The organism is Pseudomonas sp. SMV7 (genome assembly GCF_052041995.1).
GTDB lineage: Bacteria > Pseudomonadota > Gammaproteobacteria > Pseudomonadales > Pseudomonadaceae > Aquipseudomonas.
In genome coordinates, this window is record NZ_JBKGGT010000010.1 from 104,007 (window position 1) to 122,642 (window position 18,636).

15 protein-coding genes are annotated in these 18,636 nt (G+C 63.3%); 9 read left to right on the forward strand and 6 right to left on the reverse strand.

Annotated elements, in window-relative coordinates:
* Positions 1-58 precede the first annotated feature (58 nt).
* The 7 genes from ACLEJP_RS14350 (at position 59) to cmoB (ending at position 11,731) form a co-directional block, all read left to right on the forward strand.
* Positions 59-2,098, forward strand: coding sequence for a TonB-dependent receptor (locus ACLEJP_RS14350; protein ID WP_440807324.1), 2,040 nt, complete (start codon positions 59-61; stop codon positions 2,096-2,098).
* A 236-nt stretch (positions 2,099-2,334) separates the two neighbouring features.
* Positions 2,335-3,669 carry a carbohydrate porin gene (locus ACLEJP_RS14355; RefSeq protein WP_440807326.1) on the forward strand — a complete coding sequence of 445 codons (1,335 nt, stop codon included), beginning with the start codon at positions 2,335-2,337 and terminating at the stop codon, positions 3,667-3,669.
* A gap of 30 nt (positions 3,670-3,699) precedes the next feature.
* Complete coding sequence (locus ACLEJP_RS14360) at positions 3,700-6,111, forward strand: glucose/quinate/shikimate family membrane-bound PQQ-dependent dehydrogenase (RefSeq protein ID WP_440807329.1); 2,412 nt, start codon at positions 3,700-3,702, stop codon at positions 6,109-6,111.
* Between the two features lie 142 nt (positions 6,112-6,253).
* Positions 6,254-8,674, forward strand: a complete 2,421-nt coding sequence (lon, locus tag ACLEJP_RS14365; protein ID WP_440807332.1) for an endopeptidase La — start codon at positions 6,254-6,256, stop codon at positions 8,672-8,674.
* 108 nt (positions 8,675-8,782) lie between these two features.
* Positions 8,783-9,175: a protease inhibitor I42 family protein gene (locus ACLEJP_RS14370; RefSeq protein WP_440807333.1), complete on the forward strand. Its 393-nt coding sequence runs from the start codon at positions 8,783-8,785 to the stop codon at positions 9,173-9,175.
* An 859-nt stretch (positions 9,176-10,034) separates the two neighbouring features.
* Positions 10,035-10,778, forward strand: coding sequence for a carboxy-S-adenosyl-L-methionine synthase CmoA (cmoA, locus tag ACLEJP_RS14375; protein WP_440807336.1), 744 nt, complete (start codon positions 10,035-10,037; stop codon positions 10,776-10,778).
* Positions 10,775-11,731 (forward strand): tRNA 5-methoxyuridine(34)/uridine 5-oxyacetic acid(34) synthase CmoB, encoded by a 957-nt coding sequence (cmoB, locus tag ACLEJP_RS14380; RefSeq protein ID WP_440807339.1) that lies wholly within the window; start codon positions 10,775-10,777, stop codon positions 11,729-11,731. The genes cmoA and cmoB overlap by 4 nt, the downstream gene beginning before the upstream one ends.
* A gap of 69 nt (positions 11,732-11,800) precedes the next feature.
* On the opposite strand, the gene ACLEJP_RS14385 is transcribed toward cmoB, so the two are convergent.
* Positions 11,801-12,004: a hypothetical protein gene (locus ACLEJP_RS14385; RefSeq protein ID WP_440807340.1), complete on the reverse strand. Its 204-nt coding sequence runs from the start codon at positions 12,002-12,004 to the stop codon at positions 11,801-11,803.
* A 322-nt stretch (positions 12,005-12,326) separates the two neighbouring features.
* Between ACLEJP_RS14385 and ACLEJP_RS14390 the strand changes: the two genes are divergently transcribed.
* Positions 12,327-13,001: a heavy metal response regulator transcription factor gene (locus tag ACLEJP_RS14390; RefSeq protein WP_440807342.1), complete on the forward strand. Its 675-nt coding sequence runs from the start codon at positions 12,327-12,329 to the stop codon at positions 12,999-13,001.
* Positions 12,998-14,380 carry a heavy metal sensor histidine kinase gene (locus ACLEJP_RS14395; RefSeq protein WP_440807343.1) on the forward strand — a complete coding sequence of 461 codons (1,383 nt, stop codon included), beginning with the start codon at positions 12,998-13,000 and terminating at the stop codon, positions 14,378-14,380. Before ACLEJP_RS14390 ends, ACLEJP_RS14395 begins: the two co-directional genes overlap by 4 nt.
* A gap of 57 nt (positions 14,381-14,437) precedes the next feature.
* Here ACLEJP_RS14395 and pdxJ read toward each other — a convergent pair whose 3' ends face one another.
* The 5 genes from pdxJ to lepB form a co-directional block, all read right to left on the reverse strand.
* A complete protein-coding gene (pdxJ, locus tag ACLEJP_RS14400; RefSeq protein ID WP_189665547.1) occupies positions 14,438-15,160 on the reverse strand; it encodes a pyridoxine 5'-phosphate synthase in 723 nt (240 codons plus the stop codon).
* Between the two features lie 61 nt (positions 15,161-15,221).
* Positions 15,222-15,905 carry a DNA repair protein RecO gene (gene recO, locus ACLEJP_RS14405; RefSeq protein ID WP_225779035.1) on the reverse strand — a complete coding sequence of 228 codons (684 nt, stop codon included), beginning with the start codon at positions 15,903-15,905 and terminating at the stop codon, positions 15,222-15,224.
* A gap of 127 nt (positions 15,906-16,032) precedes the next feature.
* Entirely contained in the window at positions 16,033-16,935 is a 903-nt protein-coding gene (gene era, locus ACLEJP_RS14410; protein WP_440807345.1) for a GTPase Era, read from the reverse strand.
* Positions 16,928-17,617, reverse strand: coding sequence for a ribonuclease III (gene rnc / locus ACLEJP_RS14415; RefSeq protein WP_003258487.1), 690 nt, complete (start codon positions 17,615-17,617; stop codon positions 16,928-16,930). Before rnc ends, era begins: the two co-directional genes overlap by 8 nt.
* Positions 17,618-17,778: 161 nt before the next feature.
* Positions 17,779-18,633: a signal peptidase I gene (gene lepB / locus ACLEJP_RS14420; protein ID WP_225779036.1), complete on the reverse strand. Its 855-nt coding sequence runs from the start codon at positions 18,631-18,633 to the stop codon at positions 17,779-17,781.
* Positions 18,634-18,636: the final 3 nt, after the last annotated feature.

An 18,636-nucleotide genomic window follows, 5' to 3' on the forward strand; every position in this document is an offset into this window, starting at 1 on the left:
AAATTGATATGTTATGTTGTAACATTGCATAAGCACTCGCCAAGGAACGCCCCATCCCATGCTGTACACACCGCTTCGCCTCTCGCCCCTAGCCGTCGCACTCTGGCTGGCCGCCTCGCCCAGCCAGGCCGTGGAACTCGAACCTCAAGTCATTACCGCCAACCCACTTGGTAACCGACAACTGGCCGCCCCGAGCACCGTGCTCGAAGGTGACGACCTGCTGCAACAGCAGCACGGCAGCCTCGGTGAAACCCTGAACAAGCAGCCTGGTGTCGCTTCGACCTGGTTTGGCCCTGGCGCCAGTCGCCCGGTAATCCGAGGCCTGGACGGCGACCGCATTCGCATCCTGCGCAATGGCGTCGGCGCCCTCGACGCTTCGTCCTTGTCCTACGACCACGCCGTACCGCTGGACCCGGTCACCGTCGATCGGGTCGAGATCGTGCGCGGTCCGGCCGCCCTGCTCTACGGCGGTAACGCCATCGGTGGCGTGGTCAACACGTTCGACAACCGCATCCCGGACGCCCCCATCGAAGGCATCCACGGTGCCGGCGAACTGCGCTACGGTGGCGCCGACACCACCCGCAGCAGCGCCGGCAAGCTTGAGGCTGGCAACGGTGCCTTCGCCTTGCACCTGGATGCCAACAGCCGCCAGTTCAATGACCTGCGCATCCCCGGTCATGCCCGCAGTTCCAACGTGCGTGACGCCGACGAGCCGGGCAGCCAACATCGTCTGGAGAACAGCGACGGCCGCCAGGACGGTGGTGCGGTGGGTAGCGCCTACCATTGGGAGCACGGTTATGCAGGCCTGTCGTACAGCCGTTACGACAGCAACTATGGCTCGGTGGCCGAGCCCGGCGTGCGCCTGGACATGCAGCAGGATCACTATGCCCTCGCCAGCGAACTGCGCGACCTCGACGGCCCGTTCAGTTCGGTCAAGGTCGATGCCGGCTACACCGATTACGAACATCGCGAAATTGAACAAGGCGAGGTCCATACCACCTTCAGGAACCGGGGCTACGAAGCACGCATCGAAGCCCGCCACCAGCCGCTCGGGCCGGTGCAAGGCGTGGTCGGCGCACAGGTCAGCCGCAACCAGTTCTCGGCCCTGGGTGAGGAGGCCTTCGTCCCGCACACCGACACCGACAGCCTGGCGCTGTTCATGCTGGAGCAGTGGCAAGCCACCGAGCGCCTGAACCTGAGCCTCGGTGCCCGCATGGAGCACACCCGCGTGGACCCGGACGCCAAGGGCAACGAGCACTTCCTGGCAGCCGACAGCGCCAGCAGTTTCAACGCATTCAGCCTGTCTTCAGGGGCGGTGTACCAGCTCGACCCGGTCTGGTCGCTGGCCGCCAACCTTGGCTACACCGAACGCGCCCCGACCTTCTACGAGCTGTACGCCAATGGCGCCCACGTGGCGACCGGTGCCTTCGAAGTCGGCGATGCCGGCCTGAACAAGGAAAAAGCCATTTCCACGGACCTGGCACTGCGCTTCGACAACGGTACCCACAAGGGTAGCGTCGGGCTGTTCTACAGCCACTTCCGCAACTACATCGGCCTGATCGGTACCGGTAACCTGCGCGAGGGTCATGATCATGACGAGGATGACCATGACCACGATCATGGCCACGACGGCTTGCCGGAATACCAGTATCAAGGCGTGCGGGCGCGCTTCTATGGCATCGAGGCCCAGGACCGCTGGCAACTGCTGGAAAACCGTTACGGCAGCTTCGCACTGGAACTGTCGGGCGACTACACGCGGGCAAAGAACCTGGACAGTGGCGAGCCGCTGCCACGCATCGCCCCACTGCGCCTGAACAGCGGCCTGGTCTGGGAGCTGGACCGCTGGCAGGCGCGAGTCGACGTGCAGCACGCCGCATCGCAGCATCGCAAGCCGGCCAACGAAACCAGCACCGATGGCTACACCACGTTGGCGGCGAGCGTCGGCTACCGCTTCGACATCGGCCAGAGCCAATGGCTGGCGTTCATCCGCGGCGAGAACCTGACCGACCAGACCGTGCGCTATGCCAGCTCGATCCTGCGCGATGTCGCGCCGGCGCCTGGGCGTAGCGTGGAAGTCGGGCTGCGTACCTCCTTCTGAAATAGCGGGCGCCTTGCGCCCCGATCGGCGGCAGAGATCCCCTCCGCCGCCAATTGTTACCGGTAGGGGAATAATCCACTGCGACAATTTGTCTTTTTTTCTTGCAACTTCCCCTATATCCTCCGCGCCGCAAGCTGAAACGCTTCATTTAACCGATCCTGTCGCCATTTCCATCGACGGCCCTGCCCTTCGATGCGCTTGCCGTTTATTCGATAATCAGAAGATAGCGCTATCTCATGTTCCAACTGCCCAAAACCTGTTACATCGGCCTTGCCCTCAGTGCCTTGGCAATCCCCGCCGCTGCCAGCGAAATGTTCGCCAGCGACTCCCCATGGATGCTCGGCGACTGGGGCGGTAGCCGCAACGAATTGCTGGAAAAAGGCTATGACTTCACCCTCGGCTACACCGGCGAGATGGGCAGCAACCTGCACGGCGGCTACGATCACGATCGCACCGCGCGCTACAGCGACCAGTTCACCTTCGGCAGCCATCTGGACCTGGAGAAGATCCTCGGTTGGCACGACAGCGAATTCCAGCTGACCATCACCGAGCGCCACGGCGACAACATCAGCAACGACCGCATCAACGACCCGCGCGTCGGCGGCTTCACCTCGGCCCAGGAAGTCTGGGGCCGCGGCGAAACCTGGCGGTTGACCCAGATGTGGATCAAGCAGAAGTACTTCGACGGCGCGCTGGACGTGAAATTCGGCCGTTTCGGCGAAGGCGAGGACTTCAACAGCTTCCCCTGCGACTTCCAGAACCTGGCCTTCTGCGGCTCCCAGGTAGGCAACTGGGTCGGTGGCATCTGGTACAACTGGCCGGTCAGCCAATGGGCCCTGCGCGTGCGCTACAACCTCAGCGACGCCCTCTACGCCCAGGTCGGCGTGTTCGAGCAGAACCCCTCCAACCTCGAGTCGGGCAACGGCTTCAAGCTCAGCGGCAGCGGCACCCAAGGTGCGGTGATGCCGATCGAACTGGTGTGGAGCCCACGGGTCAATGGCCTTAAAGGGGAATATCGCGCCGGCTACTACTACAGTAATGCCAAGGCACAGGATGTTCTCAAGGACAACAACGGCCAGCCGGCAGCGCTCAGCGGCGCCGCCTACCGCAGCAGCTCGAGCAAGCACGGCATGTGGCTCGGTGCGCAGCAGCAGGTGACTTCGCTGGCGTCCGACCAGTCGCGTGGCCTGAGCCTGTTCGCCAATGCCACGGTTCACGACAAGAAGACCAATGCCATCGACAACTATGTGCAGGCTGGACTGGTATTCAAAGGGCCCTTCGACGCCCGCGCCAAGGACGACATCGGTTTCGCCCTCGCGCGCGTGCACGTCAACCCGGGCTACCGCAAGAACGCCCGCCTGGCCAACCAGGCCGCCGGCCTCGATGACTACGACAACCCTGGTTTCCTGCCAGTACAGGACACCGAGTACAGCGCCGAACTGTACTACGGCGTCCATCTGGCCGACTGGCTCACGGTCCGCCCCAACCTGCAGTACATCCGCCACCCGGGCGGGGTGTCGCAGGTCGATGACGCCCTGATCGGCGGCCTGAAGATCCAGAGCAGTTTCTAACCCCCTTTTTGACCTGACGGAGAACCTGAGATGAGCACTGAAGGTGCCAACACTGGAAGCCGCTGGCTACCGCGCCTGATTGGCGCGCTGCTGTTGCTGATGGGCCTGGCCCTGCTGGCCGGCGGCATCAAGCTGAGCCAGCTGGGCGGATCGCTGTACTACCTGATCGCCGGTATCGGCTTTGCCCTGGCGGGCATCCTGCTGCTGGCCCAGCGCCGCATCGCCCTGGGCCTGTACGGCCTGGTACTGCTGGGCAGCACCGTGTGGGCCCTGCTCGAAGTGGGCCTGGACTGGTGGCAACTGGTACCGCGCCTGGCCATCTGGTTTGCCATCGGCGTGGTGCTGCTGCTGCCATGGGCACGACGCCCGCTGATCGGCCCGGCCAGCAAGGCCAACACCGCGCTGCTCAGCGTTGCGGTGGTCGCTTCCGGCGCTTGCGCCCTGGCCAGTCAGTTCACCCACCCGGGTGAGGTGTTCGGCGAACTGGGCCGCGACAGCAGCGAAATGGCCAGCGCCGCACCAGCGATGCCCGACGGCGAATGGCAGGCCTATGGCCGTACCGAGCATGGCGACCGTTATTCGCCGCTGCGCCAGATCACCCCGCAGAACGCCTACCGCCTGGAAGAGGCCTGGCGCATTCGCACCGGTGACCTGCCAACCGAAAACGACCCGGTGGAACTGACCAACCAGAACACCCCGTTGAAGGTCAACGGCATGCTCTACGCCTGCACCGCGCACAGCCGCCTGCTGGCCCTGGACCCGGACACCGGCGCGGAAATCTGGCGCTACGACCCGCAGGTCAAGAGCCCGGTCGGCACCTTCAAGGGCTTTGCCCACATGACCTGCCGTGGCGTTTCGTACTATGACGAAAACCGCTATGTCAGCCGCGATGGCAGCCCGGCGCCGAAAATCTCCGACGCCGGCCAGGCCGTGGCCCAGGCCTGCCCACGCCGTCTGTACCTGCCCACTGCGGATGCCCGCCTGATCGCCATCAATGCCGACAACGGCAAGGTCTGTGAAGGCTTTGCCAACCAGGGCGTGATCGACCTGACCACCGGCATCGGCCCGTTCACCGCTGGCGGCTACTACTCTACTTCGCCGGCCGCAGTCACCCGCGATCTGGTGATCATCGGGGGCCACGTCACCGACAACGAGTCGACCAACGAGCCGTCCGGCGTGATCCGCGCCTACGACGTGCATGATGGCCACCTGGTGTGGAACTGGGACAGCAACAACCCGGACGACACCAAGCCACTGGCCCCCGGCAAGATGTACAGCCGCAACTCGGCGAACATGTGGTCGATCGCCAGCGTCGATGAAGACCTCGGCATGATCTACCTGCCGCTGGGCAACCAGACCCCGGACCAGTGGGGCGCCAACCGTACCCCAGGCGCGGAGAAGTACAGCGCCGGCGTGGTCGCCCTCGACCTGGCCACCGGCAAGGCCCGCTGGAACTACCAGTTCACCCATCACGACCTGTGGGACATGGACGTCGGTAGCCAGCCGACCCTGGTCCACCTGAAGACCGATGACGGCGTGAAACCGGCGATCATCGTGCCGACCAAGCAAGGCAGCCTGTACGTGCTCGACCGTCGCGACGGTACGCCGATCGTGCCGATCCGCGAGATTCCTACCCCGCAGGGCGCGGTCAAGGGCGACCATACCTCGCCGACCCAGGCCCGCTCCGACCTCAACCTGCTCGGCCCTGACCTGACCGAACAGGCCATGTGGGGCGCCACTCCGTTCGACCAGATGCTGTGCCGTATCCAGTTCCGCGAGCTGCGTTACGAAGGCCAGTACACCCCGCCATCCGAGCAAGGGTCGCTGGTATACCCCGGTAACGTCGGCGTGTTCAACTGGGGCAGCGTGTCGGTCGACCCGGTGCGTCAGCTGCTGTTCACCTCGCCCAACTACATGGCCTTCGTGTCGAAGATGGTCCCGCGTGAGCAAGTGGCCGAAGGCAGCAAGCGCGAAAGCGAGACCAGCGGCGTGCAGCCGAACACCGGTGCCCCCTACGCGGTGATCATGCACCCGTTCATGTCGCCGCTGGGCGTACCGTGCCAGGCCCCGGCGTGGGGTTATGTCGCGGCCATCGACCTGTTCACCAACAAGGTGGTGTGGAAGCACAAGAATGGCACCACCCGCGACAGTACCCCAGTACCGATCGGCCTGCCGGTGGGCGTGCCGAGCATGGGCGGCTCGATCGTCACCGCCGGTGGCGTCGGCTTCCTCAGCGGCACCCTCGACCAGTACCTGCGCGCCTATGACGTGAACAACGGCAAGGAGCTGTGGAAAGCCCGCCTGCCAGCGGGTGGCCAGGCCACGCCGATGACCTACACCGGCAAGGATGGCAAGCAGTACGTGCTGGTGACCGCTGGCGGCCATGGCTCGCTGGGCACCCGCATGGGCGATTACATCATCGCTTACAAACTCGCCGACTAAGCTTCAAGGCGGCGAGCGACGAACGAAAGCGGGGCCTGCACGGTCCCGCTTTTTTCTTGCCCCTGCAAGCGTGACGCTTGAAGCTTGAAACCCCTTCTTTCCCGCCCCATCTAAGCACCATAGTCATTCACGCAGGTGCCCCATGAGCGACCAGCAGGATTTCCCGGAACATCCCGACGAACACAGCGAAGTCGAGCACACCCCTCACCAGGCCGAAACCGGCCACGCCCTCGCCCTGCCCGGCCAGCAGCTGCCGGACAAGGTCTATGTGATCCCGATCCACAATCGCCCGTTCTTCCCGGCCCAGGTGCTGCCGGTCATCGTCAATGAAGAGCCCTGGGCAGAAACCCTCGACCTGGTGGCCAGGTCGCCAGACCATTGCCTGGCCCTGTTCTTCATGGACACCCCGCCAGAAGACCACCGCCATTTCGACACCTCGGCCCTGCCGGAGTACGGCACGCTGGTGAAGGTGCACCATGCCAGCCGCGAGAACGGCAAACTGCAGTTCGTCGCCCAGGGCTTGAGCCGGGTACGCATCCGCACCTGGCTCAAGCACCACCGCCCGCCCTACCTGGTGGAGGTCGAATACCCGCGCCAACCCGCCGAGCCGACCGATGAGGTCAAGGCCTATGGCATGGCGCTGATCAACGCGATCAAGGAGCTGCTGCCGCTCAACCCGCTGTACAGCGAAGAGCTGAAGAACTACCTCAACCGCTTCAGCCCCAACGACCCGTCGCCACTCACCGATTTCGCCGCCGCGCTCACCTCGGCCACCGGTAGCCAGCTGCAGGAAGTGCTCGACTGCGTCCCCATGCTCAAGCGCATGGAAAAGGTCTTGCCCATGCTGCGCAAGGAAGTCGAAGTCGCGCGCCTGCAGAACGAGATCTCGGCCGAGGTCAACCGGCAGATCGGCGAGCACCAGCGCGAGTTCTTCCTCAAGGAGCAGCTGAAGGTCATCCAGCAAGAGCTGGGCCTGACCAAGGACGACCGCAGCGCCGACCTCGAACAATTCGAACAGCGCCTGGAAGGCAAGACCCTGCCGGACCAGGCACGCCGGCGCATCGATGAAGAGATGGGCAAGCTGGCCATCCTCGAAACCGGCTCGCCCGAGTACGCCGTCACCCGCAACTACCTGGACTGGGCCACCGCCCTGCCTTGGGGCATCTATGGCAAGGACAAGCTCGACCTCAAGCACGCGCGCAAAGTCCTCGACCAGCACCACGCCGGCCTCGACGACATCAAGGAGCGTATCCTCGAATTCCTCGCCGTGGGGGCCTGGAAAGGCGAGATCAGCGGCTCGATCGTGCTGCTGGTGGGCCCGCCCGGGGTAGGCAAGACCAGTATCGGCAAGTCCATTGCCGAGTCGCTGGGCCGGCCGTTCTACCGCTTCAGCGTCGGCGGCATGCGCGACGAAGCGGAGATCAAGGGCCACCGCCGCACCTATATCGGCGCCCAACCCGGCAAGCTGGTGCAGGCGCTGAAGGACGTCGAAGTGATGAACCCGGTCATCATGCTCGATGAGATCGACAAGATGGGCCAGAGCTACCAGGGTGACCCGGCATCGGCACTGCTGGAAACCCTTGACCCGGAGCAGAACGTCGACTTCCTCGACCACTACCTCGACCTGCGCCTGGACCTGTCCAAGGTGCTGTTCGTGTGCACCGCCAATACCCTCGACTCGATTCCGGGGCCGTTGCTCGACCGCATGGAAGTGATCCGCCTGTCCGGCTATATCACCGAGGAGAAGCTGGCCATTGCCAAGCGCCACCTGTGGCCCAAGCAACTGGACAAGGCCGGCGTGGCCAAGACCAGCCTCGCCATCAGCGACAGCGCCCTGCGCGCGGTCATCGAAGGCTATGCCCGCGAGGCCGGTGTACGCCAGCTGGAGAAGCAACTGGGCAAGCTGGTGCGCAAGGCGGTGGTCAAGCTGCTGGAAAACCCCGAGGCCAAGCTGAAGATCGGTACCAAGGACCTGGAAGGCGCGCTCGGCATGCCGGTGTTCCGTAGCGAGCAGGTGCTGGCTGGCAAAGGCGTGATCACCGGGCTGGCCTGGACCAGCATGGGGGGTGCCACGCTGCCGATCGAAGCTACCCGTATCCACACGCTCAACCGCGGTTTCAAGCTGACCGGCAAACTGGGTGACGTGATGAAGGAGTCCGCCGAAATCGCTTACAGCTACGTCAGCTCCAACCTCAAGCAGTTTGGCGGTGACCCAGGCTTCTTCAACGAAGCGTTCATCCACCTGCACGTGCCCGAAGGGGCTACCCCCAAGGATGGTCCGAGTGCCGGCATCACCATGGCCAGCGCCTTGCTGTCGCTGGCCCGTGACCAGGCACCGAAGAAAGGCGTGGCCATGACCGGCGAGCTGACGCTGACCGGGCAAGTGCTTCCAATTGGCGGGGTGCGCGAGAAGGTGATTGCGGCGCGGCGACAGAAGATCTTCGAGCTGATCCTGCCGGAGCCTAACCGGGGTGACTTCGAAGAGCTGCCGGACTACTTGCGTGAAGGCCTCACGGTGCATTTCGCCAAGCGCTTCGCCGACGTGGCAAAAGTGCTGTTCTGAACTGCCCCGGCCTCTTTGCGGGTAATACCGCGAAGAGGCCGCTGCCAGCAGCACAAATCTCCTCGATCATCGGTTATCCTCAGGCCGTCACCAGCCTCCGGAGCCAACATGACCGCCCCACGTCTGCTCGTTCCCCTGAGCTTCGCCCTGCTTTCAGCCTGTGCCCAGCAGTCCACCCAGCCCGTCGCACTGGATGCCGAAAGCGAATGCCCCATCCGCTTGCGAGTTGGCCAAACGCTCAACTTGAGCCTCCCCAGCAATCCGTCCACCGGCTATCGCTGGCGGGTCGAAAACCCCGCCGCCAACGTGCTGCGCAGCCTCGGCCCGGAGGTGTATAGCGCCCCTGAAGAAGAGGATGTGGTCGGCAGCGCCGGCGTCGCCACCTGGCGCTACCAGGCCAACGGCGTCGGAGAGGCCCAACTGGTATTGGTCTACCAGCAGCCATGGGCCGCAGACGTCGCCCCGGTACAGAGATTCGATTGCAAGGTCATTGTCCGCTGAAGAATCAACTGCGATCGTACGCCATGTGAACCGATTTCAAATACGCGTAGAGCTCTTGTAGCGCGACCGTCGCGACCGTCAGGTCCATGCTCGCGCTGAGCCTGGAAGGCTGTGCATGGCATTGTTGCAACTCTGGTAGTGCCTCTTCGAACGACTACAACGGGGACAGCTCCAGCCGCTGGTTCTGCCTGGTCAATTCTGTATAAAACTGGAACAAGCGACTCAGCACGCTGGAAAGCCTGTTGTGGGTATCTACGCCTTGCTGGCTCGGGAGGAAGTCACAGTCCTCGAATAATACGATCATGCCAATCATGACTTCGTTGAAAGAGCGTTCGACGCTCAGCATCAACGTACGAAGCTGGCCAAGTTGTTCCCGCGCACCTGAGCACTTTCATATCCCAGGTTTCTATCAGCTGGATTATCTCGTCCTGCAGGCTCTGCATTTTTAGAAATCAGGGGCGACTGCCGGTATTGGCGTATCGTTTTATGTCCTTCAGGTTTTCCGTTGTTCGCAAGCTACGGATTGCTGGCCGGCACCCGCTCGGTTTTCAAGAAATTGAAAACAGCGCCCCGGCAATTTTTTACTTTGCTAACCAGATCCATTTCATCTATGGGAGGTTGTTCCATCTGAATAGCGATATTATCTAGATCCTCATGATGCTGGCTTAAGACTTCCAACTTGAAGTTACCCTGCCAGGATCGGAGTTTATTGAGGCAAACTCATCAGCCGAGATGATCTGATGCTGTGGGAAAGTTCACTGACTTGGGCCTAGCGGCGCTACCGATGAAGCGCTGCCATAGCAAGAACCGCCGCCTTTGGCTAAAATGCGCCTCCGTTTCACCCTGTATCGAGCCCGCCGTGAGCAAACAACCCGACCGCCTTTTCGCCCAGCGTCTGGAGCAAGTGCCTGACTTCGTCTTCAATGAGGACGTGGTGCGGGTTTTCCCGGACATGATCAAGCGCTCGGTGCCGGGCTACCCGACCATTGTCGAGAACCTCGGCGTGCTGGCCGCGCGTTTCGCCCAACCGCACACCGCCCTGTACGACCTGGGCGCATCGCTGGGTGCCGTCAGCCAGTCCCTGCGGCGCCACGTGCGCAGTGACGGCTGCAGGGTGATCGCGGTGGACAACTCCGCCGCCATGGTCGAACGCTGCCGCCAGTACCTCACTGCCCAGGACTCGATGTTCCAGGAACTGTTACCGGTGCAGGTGCTGGAGGCCGATATCCTGGCCCTGCCGTTCGAACCCGCCTCGGTGGTGGCGATGAACTTCACCCTGCAGTTCATTGCCCCCGAGCAACGCCTGGAACTGCTGGGCCGCATCCGCCAAGCGCTGCTGCCGGGCGGTGCACTGATCCTCTCGGAGAAGCTGCGCTTCGCCGATGAGCAAGAACAGGACCTGCTGAATGAACTGCACCTGGACTTCAAGCGGGCCAATGGCTACAGCGAACTGGAAATAGCCCAGAAGCGCAGCGCCATTGAAAACGTGATGCGCCCCGATACCCTCGAAGCCCATCAACAACGTCTGCGCGCCGCCGGCTTCTCGAAAGTCGTGCCGTGGTTCCAGTGCCTTAACTTCGCCTCGCTGATAGCCCTGCCATGATCGATCTGTCCCCCCTCGTCCGCCGCCTGGCGGGCACGCCCCTGGCTTCCTGGTCGCAAGGCCTGCAAGCACAACTGGAAGCCAAGCTGGAAAAGGGCCACGGTGACCTCGACCGCTGGCGGGGTGCACTCGCTGCCTTGCCCACCTTGCAGCCAAGTGAAATCGACCTGGCCAATGGGCTGCGCCTGGACTGCGAGTGCGACGACGCGACCCGCGCGCAAATGCGCCAGGCGCTGATGGGCCTGTCACCCTGGCGCAAGGGGCCGTTCGACCTGTTCGGCGTGCATGTCGATACCGAATGGCGTTCCGACTGGAAATGGTCCCGGGTCAGCCCACACCTGGACCTCAAGGGCAAGCGCGTGCTCGACGTGGGCTGCGGCAATGGCTACTACCAGTGGCGCATGCTCGGTGCCGGCGCCGACATGGTCATTGGCGTCGATCCCAACTGGCTGTTCTTCTGCCAGTTCCAGGCCGTGCAGCAGTACCTGCCCGAGTTGCCCGCCTGGCACTTGCCGTTCGCCCTGGAAGACCTGCCGGCCAACCTCGAAGGCTTCGATACAGTGTTCTCGATGGGTGTGTTCTACCATCGTCGTTCACCCATCGAACACTTGCTTGCGCTCAAGGACTGCCTGGTCAAGGGCGGTGAACTGGTGCTGGAAACCCTGGTGATCGAGGGCGACGAAAACCAGGTGCTGGTACCGGAAGACCGCTACGCGCAGATGCGCAACGTCTGGTTCCTGCCGTCGGTACCCGCCCTGGAGCGCTGGCTGCGCCGTGCCGGTTTCAGTGATGTGCGTTGCGTCGATGTCAGCGTGACCAGCGTCGAGGAACAGCGCAGCACCGAGTGGATGCGCTACCAATCCCTCAGCGATTTCCTCGACCCGAACGACCCCAGCAAGACCCTCGAAGGCCTGCCGGCTCCACGCCGCGCCACCCTGCTGGCACGCAAATAAAAAAGGCGCCCGGTTGGGCGCCCGAAGGCACTTGCGGCAAGGAGCTGTCACGCCGCCGGTGCTGTCGCTTCAGTCCTTGGCCAGCTCGCGGGCCTTTTCCTGCACTTTGCGTTCACGTTCGGCAACAGCCTGCTGCTTGTCATCCTGCAGGCGCTGCTGTTCCTCGCGAAACGCTTGCCAGAACTGCCTGGAACGCTCCGCACCGCCTTCGGCGTAAACACTTGCGCTGCCCAAGGCCAGGATGGCCAGCAGCAGGTATTGGGTCAGGTTCATCGTGTTTGCCTCGTGATAACCGATCAGACGCGCCCATCCTAGCGAGGGCTGGCTAACGGCAAGGTGAGGCTGAGATTACAGTCTTGCAATGTGGCCTACCGTTGCTCGCCACGGCCTCTTCGCCGCTGACTCCAGCTGCAGGGGTGACCCTGTGCGAGCGGGTTCACCCGCGAACAGGCCGGAACAGACAGCCAGATGACAGCAGAATTACAAATCCGTCATCTGCGCCGCATGTCCTTGCTCGTGCAGTAACATCCTGTCGCTTGACCCTGATGTCACTACAGGGTCGACAATCGCCCCCTTTATCAAACCGAGCCCGCTCATGCGCCTACTGATCATCGAGGACGAACTGCGTACCGCCGACTATCTGCAACAAGGCCTGCGCGAGAACGGTTACATTGTCGACTGCGCCCACACCGGCACCGACGGCCTGCACCTGGCCCGCCAGCAGCCCTACGAGCTGGTCATCCTCGACGTCAACCTGCCCGAACTCGATGGCTGGACCGTATTGCAGCGGCTGCGTGCCGAATCGGCCACACGCATCATGATGCTCACGGCTCACGGTCGCCTGGCTGACCGGGTCAAGGGCCTGGATCTCGGCGCTGACGATTACCTGCTCAAACCCTTCGAGTTCCCAGAACTGCTGGCGCGCATTCGCAGCCTGCTGCGGCGCAACGACCAGCAACTGCAGCCCAGCACCCTGCGCGTCGCCGACCTGGAACTGGACCCCGGTCGCCACCGCGCCTACCGCGCCGGCCAGCGTATCGACCTGACTGCCAAGGAATTCGCCCTGCTGCACCTGCTGATGCGCCAGACCGGCGAGGTGCTTTCGCGTACCCAGATCATCTCACTGGTGTGGGACATGAACTTCGATTGCGACACCAACGTGGTCGAGGTTTCCATCCGCCGCCTGCGAGCGAAGATCGACGACCCGTTCGACAACAAGCTGATCCACACCCTGCGCGGTGTCGGCTACGTGCTCGAGGCACGCTTTTGAACAACGCCAGCCTGTCATTGCGCCTGGGCCTGGGCGTGACGCTGATGGGCGCCGCGCTGGTGTTGCTGCTGGCCTGCCTGGCCGTGTTCGCCCTGGATCACGAGCTGGACAGCCGCGCACGCAAGGACCTGGCGCGCAAGATGCTGCAGGTCGAGCACAATTTGCGCGTCGACCTGCGCAACGAAGACCTGGGCACGCGCGCCCATCCGCTGCTCGACCTGGTAATGGGGCATGACAACCTCAGCCTCAGCGTACTGGCCATCGAGGGGCGCCACCCACACCTGCTGAGCCTCGGTCCGGCTCTGGAATCGCGCATGGGCGAACTGCGTACCGGCACCCGCCTGGCCTTCCACACCTGGCGCGACAGCAACGGCAACCAGCTGCTCACCGCCACCCGCCTGATGCGCCTGCGTGACGACACCCCGGTCAAGGTGATGATGACGCTCAACCGTGCCGACGATAATGCCCTGCTGCAAGCCTACCTGCGCTCCACCGTGTTCGTGCTACCGGTGCTGCTGTTGCTGATCGGCGCCGGTGCCTGGTGGCTCATGCAGCGTGGCCTGAAGCCGTTGCGGCACTTTCGACGGATTGCCGGGCAAGTGTCGGCCCAGGACCTGCAACACCGCTTGCCTGCCAGCGGTCTGCCGCTGGAACTGGCAGAGCTGGCCCGCAGCATCAACGTGATGCTCGACCGGCTCGATCAGGGCGTGGGCCAGCTGACGCAGTTTTCCGATGACCTGGCCCATGAGTTGCGCACCCCGCTGGGCAACCTGATGGGCAAGGCGCAGGTGACCTTGGCCCGTGAACGGGACAACGCCAATTACCGCGAAGTGCTGGAAGACAGCATCGAAGAACTGACCCGGCTCAACCGCATCATCAACGACATGCTGTTTCTCGCCCAGGTCGGCCAACCCCAGGCCCAGGTCGCCCTCAAACCCATGGCGTTGGGCGACGAAACGGCGCGGGTGGTCGAGTTGTTCGCCTTCAGCGCCGAGCTGAAAGACGTTGAACTGCGCGTCCAAGGCTGGGGGACGGCACTGGCGGATCGGCTGATGTTTCAACGGGCATTGTCGAACCTGCTGAGCAATGCCATTCGCCACTGCCCCAACGGCACCGCCGTGGAACTGCACATCGAACGGCTGGGTAGCGAAATTCGCCTGTCGGTGGAGAACCAGGGGCCTGGCATTGCGGCAGAACACTTGCCGCGCCTGTTCGAACGGTTCTACCGGGTGGGCTCGGGGCGCTCGCGGCTGGAGGGCGGCACAGGGTTGGGGCTGGCGATCGTGAAGTCGATCATGCAGCTGCATGGTGGGCGGGTCGAGGTCAGCAGCAGCCCCATGGGGCCTACCCGCTTTACCCTGGTGTTTCTTGCCGAATGATCGGTTGGCCTCTTCGCGGGCTTGCTGGCAAAGAGGCCGTTACAGGTTACCTGGGGCTCAGCGCGAAGCGGCCACGATCAGCGCCTTCATCTCGGCGACTGCGGCCTTGAACCCAACGAACAGCGCGTGCGCCACCAGCGCATGGCCGATGTTGAGTTCATTGATGCCCTTGATCGCCGCTACTGCCTCGACATTGTGGTAATGCAGCCCGTGGCCGGCATTGACGATCAGCCCCTGACCCACGCCAAACGCCACGCCATCGACAATGCGCTTGAGCTCTTCGGCCACTTCGGTCGGCGTCTGGGCGTCGGCGTAACGCCCGGTGTGCAGCTCGATGGCCGGCGCGCCCACCCGGCGCGAGGCCTCGATCTGCCGCTCGTCGGCATCGATGAACAGCGACACTTCCGCCCCAGTACGTGCCAGGCGCTCCACCGCAGCCTTGATCCGCGCCTCCTGGCCCGCCACGTCCAGGCCACCTTCGGTGGTCAGTTCCTGGCGGGTTTCAGGTACCAGGCAGATATGTGCCGGGCGAATCTTCTCGGCAAAGGCCATCATCTCTTCGGTGACGCCCATCTCGAAATTCATGCGGGTCTGCAGCACATCCTTGAGCAGCAGCACGTCACGCTCCTGGATATGCCGACGATCTTCCCGCAGGTGCACGGTGATGCCATCGGCGCCCGCTTCCTCGGCATCCAGGGCAGCCTTGACCGGGTCAGGGTAACGCGTGCCCCGGGCCTGGCGCAGGGTCGCCACGTGGTCGATGTTAACGCCGAGAAGCATGCGGTTGCTGTGAGTCACGAAAGGCTCTCCTGAAGATTGAGCCCCACAGCATACGTCGTGATCAGCGCTTGCGAAACAGTTCCCGGCTGACCAGCGGTTTTGTCCCCAGGTGCACCGCCAGCGCCTGGCGCATCAGGCGCTTGGCAGCGAGTAATGCCCCGGGGGCGTCCCAGTCGGCTTCGGCCAGGGCCAGTAACTCGGTACCGTGAAACAACCCCGGTTGTGCCAGTTCAACCCGCTCCAGGCCTGCATCCACGCGCAAGCGGTACAGGCCATCGCCTGCGATCGGCTGATCATTGACATCATGCTGCAACGAGAATGCATAACCGAGCTCGTCCAGCAGCCGCCATTCGAACGCGCGCAACAGTGGTTCCAGCGGACGGCCGGCGGCCAAGGCTTGCAGGGTCAGGCTGTAATGCTCGAACAATGCCGGGTAAGGCGCTTCGGCGGGCAGTAGGCGCATGAGCAATTCGTTGAGGTACAACCCGCTGAACAAGGCGTCGCCGTGCAACCAGGCGGCGATGCCGGCGCTGTCCATCCGCCCGACATTCTTCAGCTCACCGCGCCCGCGCAATTCCAGCTCCAGCGGCACGAACGGGCGCACCAGGCTGCCGCCCTTGCCGCGCGCCCGGCGCAACACGGCACGCATGCGGCCCTGTGGGGTGAAGAAGTCCACCAGCGCACTGGTTTCCTTGTAGGCCCGGCTGTGCAGTACGTAGGCTGGCTGGCCGACAGGTTGTTCCATAAACGATCTCTAGAAGCCCCAAACAACTGTGGGAGCGGGTTCACCCGCGAATACGGTGGTGGCCCACTGACGCATTCGCGGGTAAACCCGCTCCCACAGAGTAGCCTGAGCCGGCAGGCAGGCCGATTTACAGGTCGCCGTAGCCCAGCGAGCGCAGCGCGCGCTCGTCGTCGGACCAGCCGCCCTTGACCTTGACCCACAGGTTGAGCATCACCTTGGCGTCGAACAGCACTTCCATGTCCTTGCGCGCGTCAGAGCCGATGCGCTTGATGCGCTCGCCCTTGTCGCCGATGATGATCTTCTTCTGGCCGTCACGCTCGACCAGAATCAGCGCATGGATGTGCAGCACATGGCCCTGCTGCTTGAATTCCTCGATCTCCACGGTGATCTGGTACGGCAGCTCCGCGCCCAGCTGGCGCATGATCTTCTCGCGTACCAGCTCGGCGGCCAGGAAACGGCTGCTGCGGTCGGTGATCTGGTCTTCCGGGAAGAAGTGCTCGTTTTCCGGCAGGTGCTTGGCGATCAGCGCTTCCAGCGATTCCAGGTTGTGCCCTTGCTGTGCGGAAATCGGCACGATCTCGGCATTCGGCAGTTGTGTCTGCAGCCACTGCAGGTGCGGAATCAGCTCGGCCTTCTCGTCCATGCGGTCGGTCTTGTTCACCGCCAGGATCACCGGGCCGCTCACGTACTGCACGCGCTCCAGCACCAGCTGGTCCTCGTCGGTCCAGCGGGTGCGGTCGACCACGAAGATCACCACGTCGACGTCCTTCAGGGCCGCCGAGGCGTTGCGGTTCATGTAGCGGTTCAGGGCCTTGTCGTTGGCCTTGTGCATGCCGGGCGTATCAACATAGATCGCCTGCACATCACCCTCGGTCTTGATGCCGAGCATGTTGTGGCGGGTGGTCTGCGGTTTGCGCGACGTGATCGCCAGCTTCTGGCCGAGAATGTGGTTGAGCAGGGTCGACTTGCCGACGTTGGGGCGGCCGACAATGGCTACGTAGCCGCAGCGGGTCGGGTTGTTATCAGTCATTGCCATTCTCCACGCCCAGGGCGATCAGTGCAGACGCGGCGGCGACTTGCTCGGCGATACGCCGGCTGACGCCCTGGCCACGGCTCTTGTTGTTCAGCAGCACCACTTCGCATTCGACGAAGAAGGTCCGGCAGTGCGGTTCGCCCTGGATATCCACCACTTCGTAGCGCGGCAGCTCGCAGCTGCGCGATTGCAGGAACTCCTGCAAGCGGGTTTTCGGATCCTTGTTGGTATCGACCAGGGTCAGGCCTTCGAACTCATCGGCCAGCCAGGCCAACACGCGTTCACGCGCCGTTTCCATGTCCGCGTCCAGGTAAATGGCGCCGATCAGCGCCTCCAGGGCGTCGGCGAGGATCGACTCTCGGCGGAAACCGCCGCTCTTGAGCTCGCCGGAGCCCAGGCGCAGGTGGTCACCCAGGTCGAAACCACGGGCCAGTCGGGCCAGGGTCTCACCCTTGACTAGGCGCGCGCGCAAACGCGACAGCTGGCCTTCGCGGGCCTGCGGGAAGCGCTCGAACAGCGCCTCGCCGGCGACGAAGTTGAGAATGGCGTCACCGAGGAACTCCAGGCGCTCGTTGTTGCGTCCGGCGTAGCTGCGATGCGTCAGCGCCAGGAGCATCTGGTCCTGGTTCTTGAAGGTATAACCGAGCTTTCGCTCCAGACGGGCAAGGGGAGCGCTCATGCAACCACCCGTTCGTTGTTCAACGCGTTGTTCAAATCAACATCCTGAAAGACTGTTTGGCTGTGGCCCGTCGCAACCTGCGACGAATCTCCCGATCCTTGAGAACACAGCCTATGTCAGAAATGCATTCGGCGCTGCCTGCTGGCCAGCGCCGATGGGTATCAATGGATCAGACCGACCCGCGACAGGTTGGGCAGGTGGCTGAGCTTGGGCTCTGGCCAGCTCATCCACACTGCAAACGCCTTGCCGACAATGTTCCGGTCCGGAACCATGCCGTGCAGTTCCTTGGGAATGTTCGGGTCATCCCAGTAGCGGCTGTCGTTGGAGTTGTCGCGGTTGTCACCCATCATGAAGTAATGGCCAGCCGGCACGGTCCATTGCTGGTCCGGCGGCATGCGGTAACGGCTCATTTCCTTGCGGATCAGGTGTTCGGCCTCGCCGAGCTTTTCCTTGTACAGCTGGGCGCTGCCCAGGGTGCCCGGCTCGGTGCCCACCAGTTGTTCGGCAATCGGCTGGCCGTTGACGAACAACCGCTTGTCGTTGGTATAGCGGATCTGGTCGCCCGGCAGGCCGACCACCCGCTTGATGTAGTTGACGTTCGGGTCGCTCGGGTAGCGGAACACCATTACATCACCGCGTTGCGGGTCCCCCACCTCGATGACCTTCTTGTCGATCACCGGCAGGCGGATGCCGTACGAGAACTTGTTCACCAGGATGAAATCGCCCACTTCCAGGGTCGGTTTCATCGACCCGGAAGGAATCTGGAACGGTTCGACCAGGAACGAACGCAGCACCAGCACGATGAACAGCACCGGGAAGAACGACTTACCGTACTCGACCAGCAACGGCTCCTTGCCCAGCCGCTCGACCACCGCCATTTCGGGCTGGCTGACGCTGCCCTGGTAATTGGCGATTGCCGCACGCCGGCGCGGGGCCAGGAACAGCAGGTCGATCAAGCCCAGCAAGCCGCAGACGAAGACGGCGATGACTAGCAACAGCGGGAAATTTAGCGACATAGG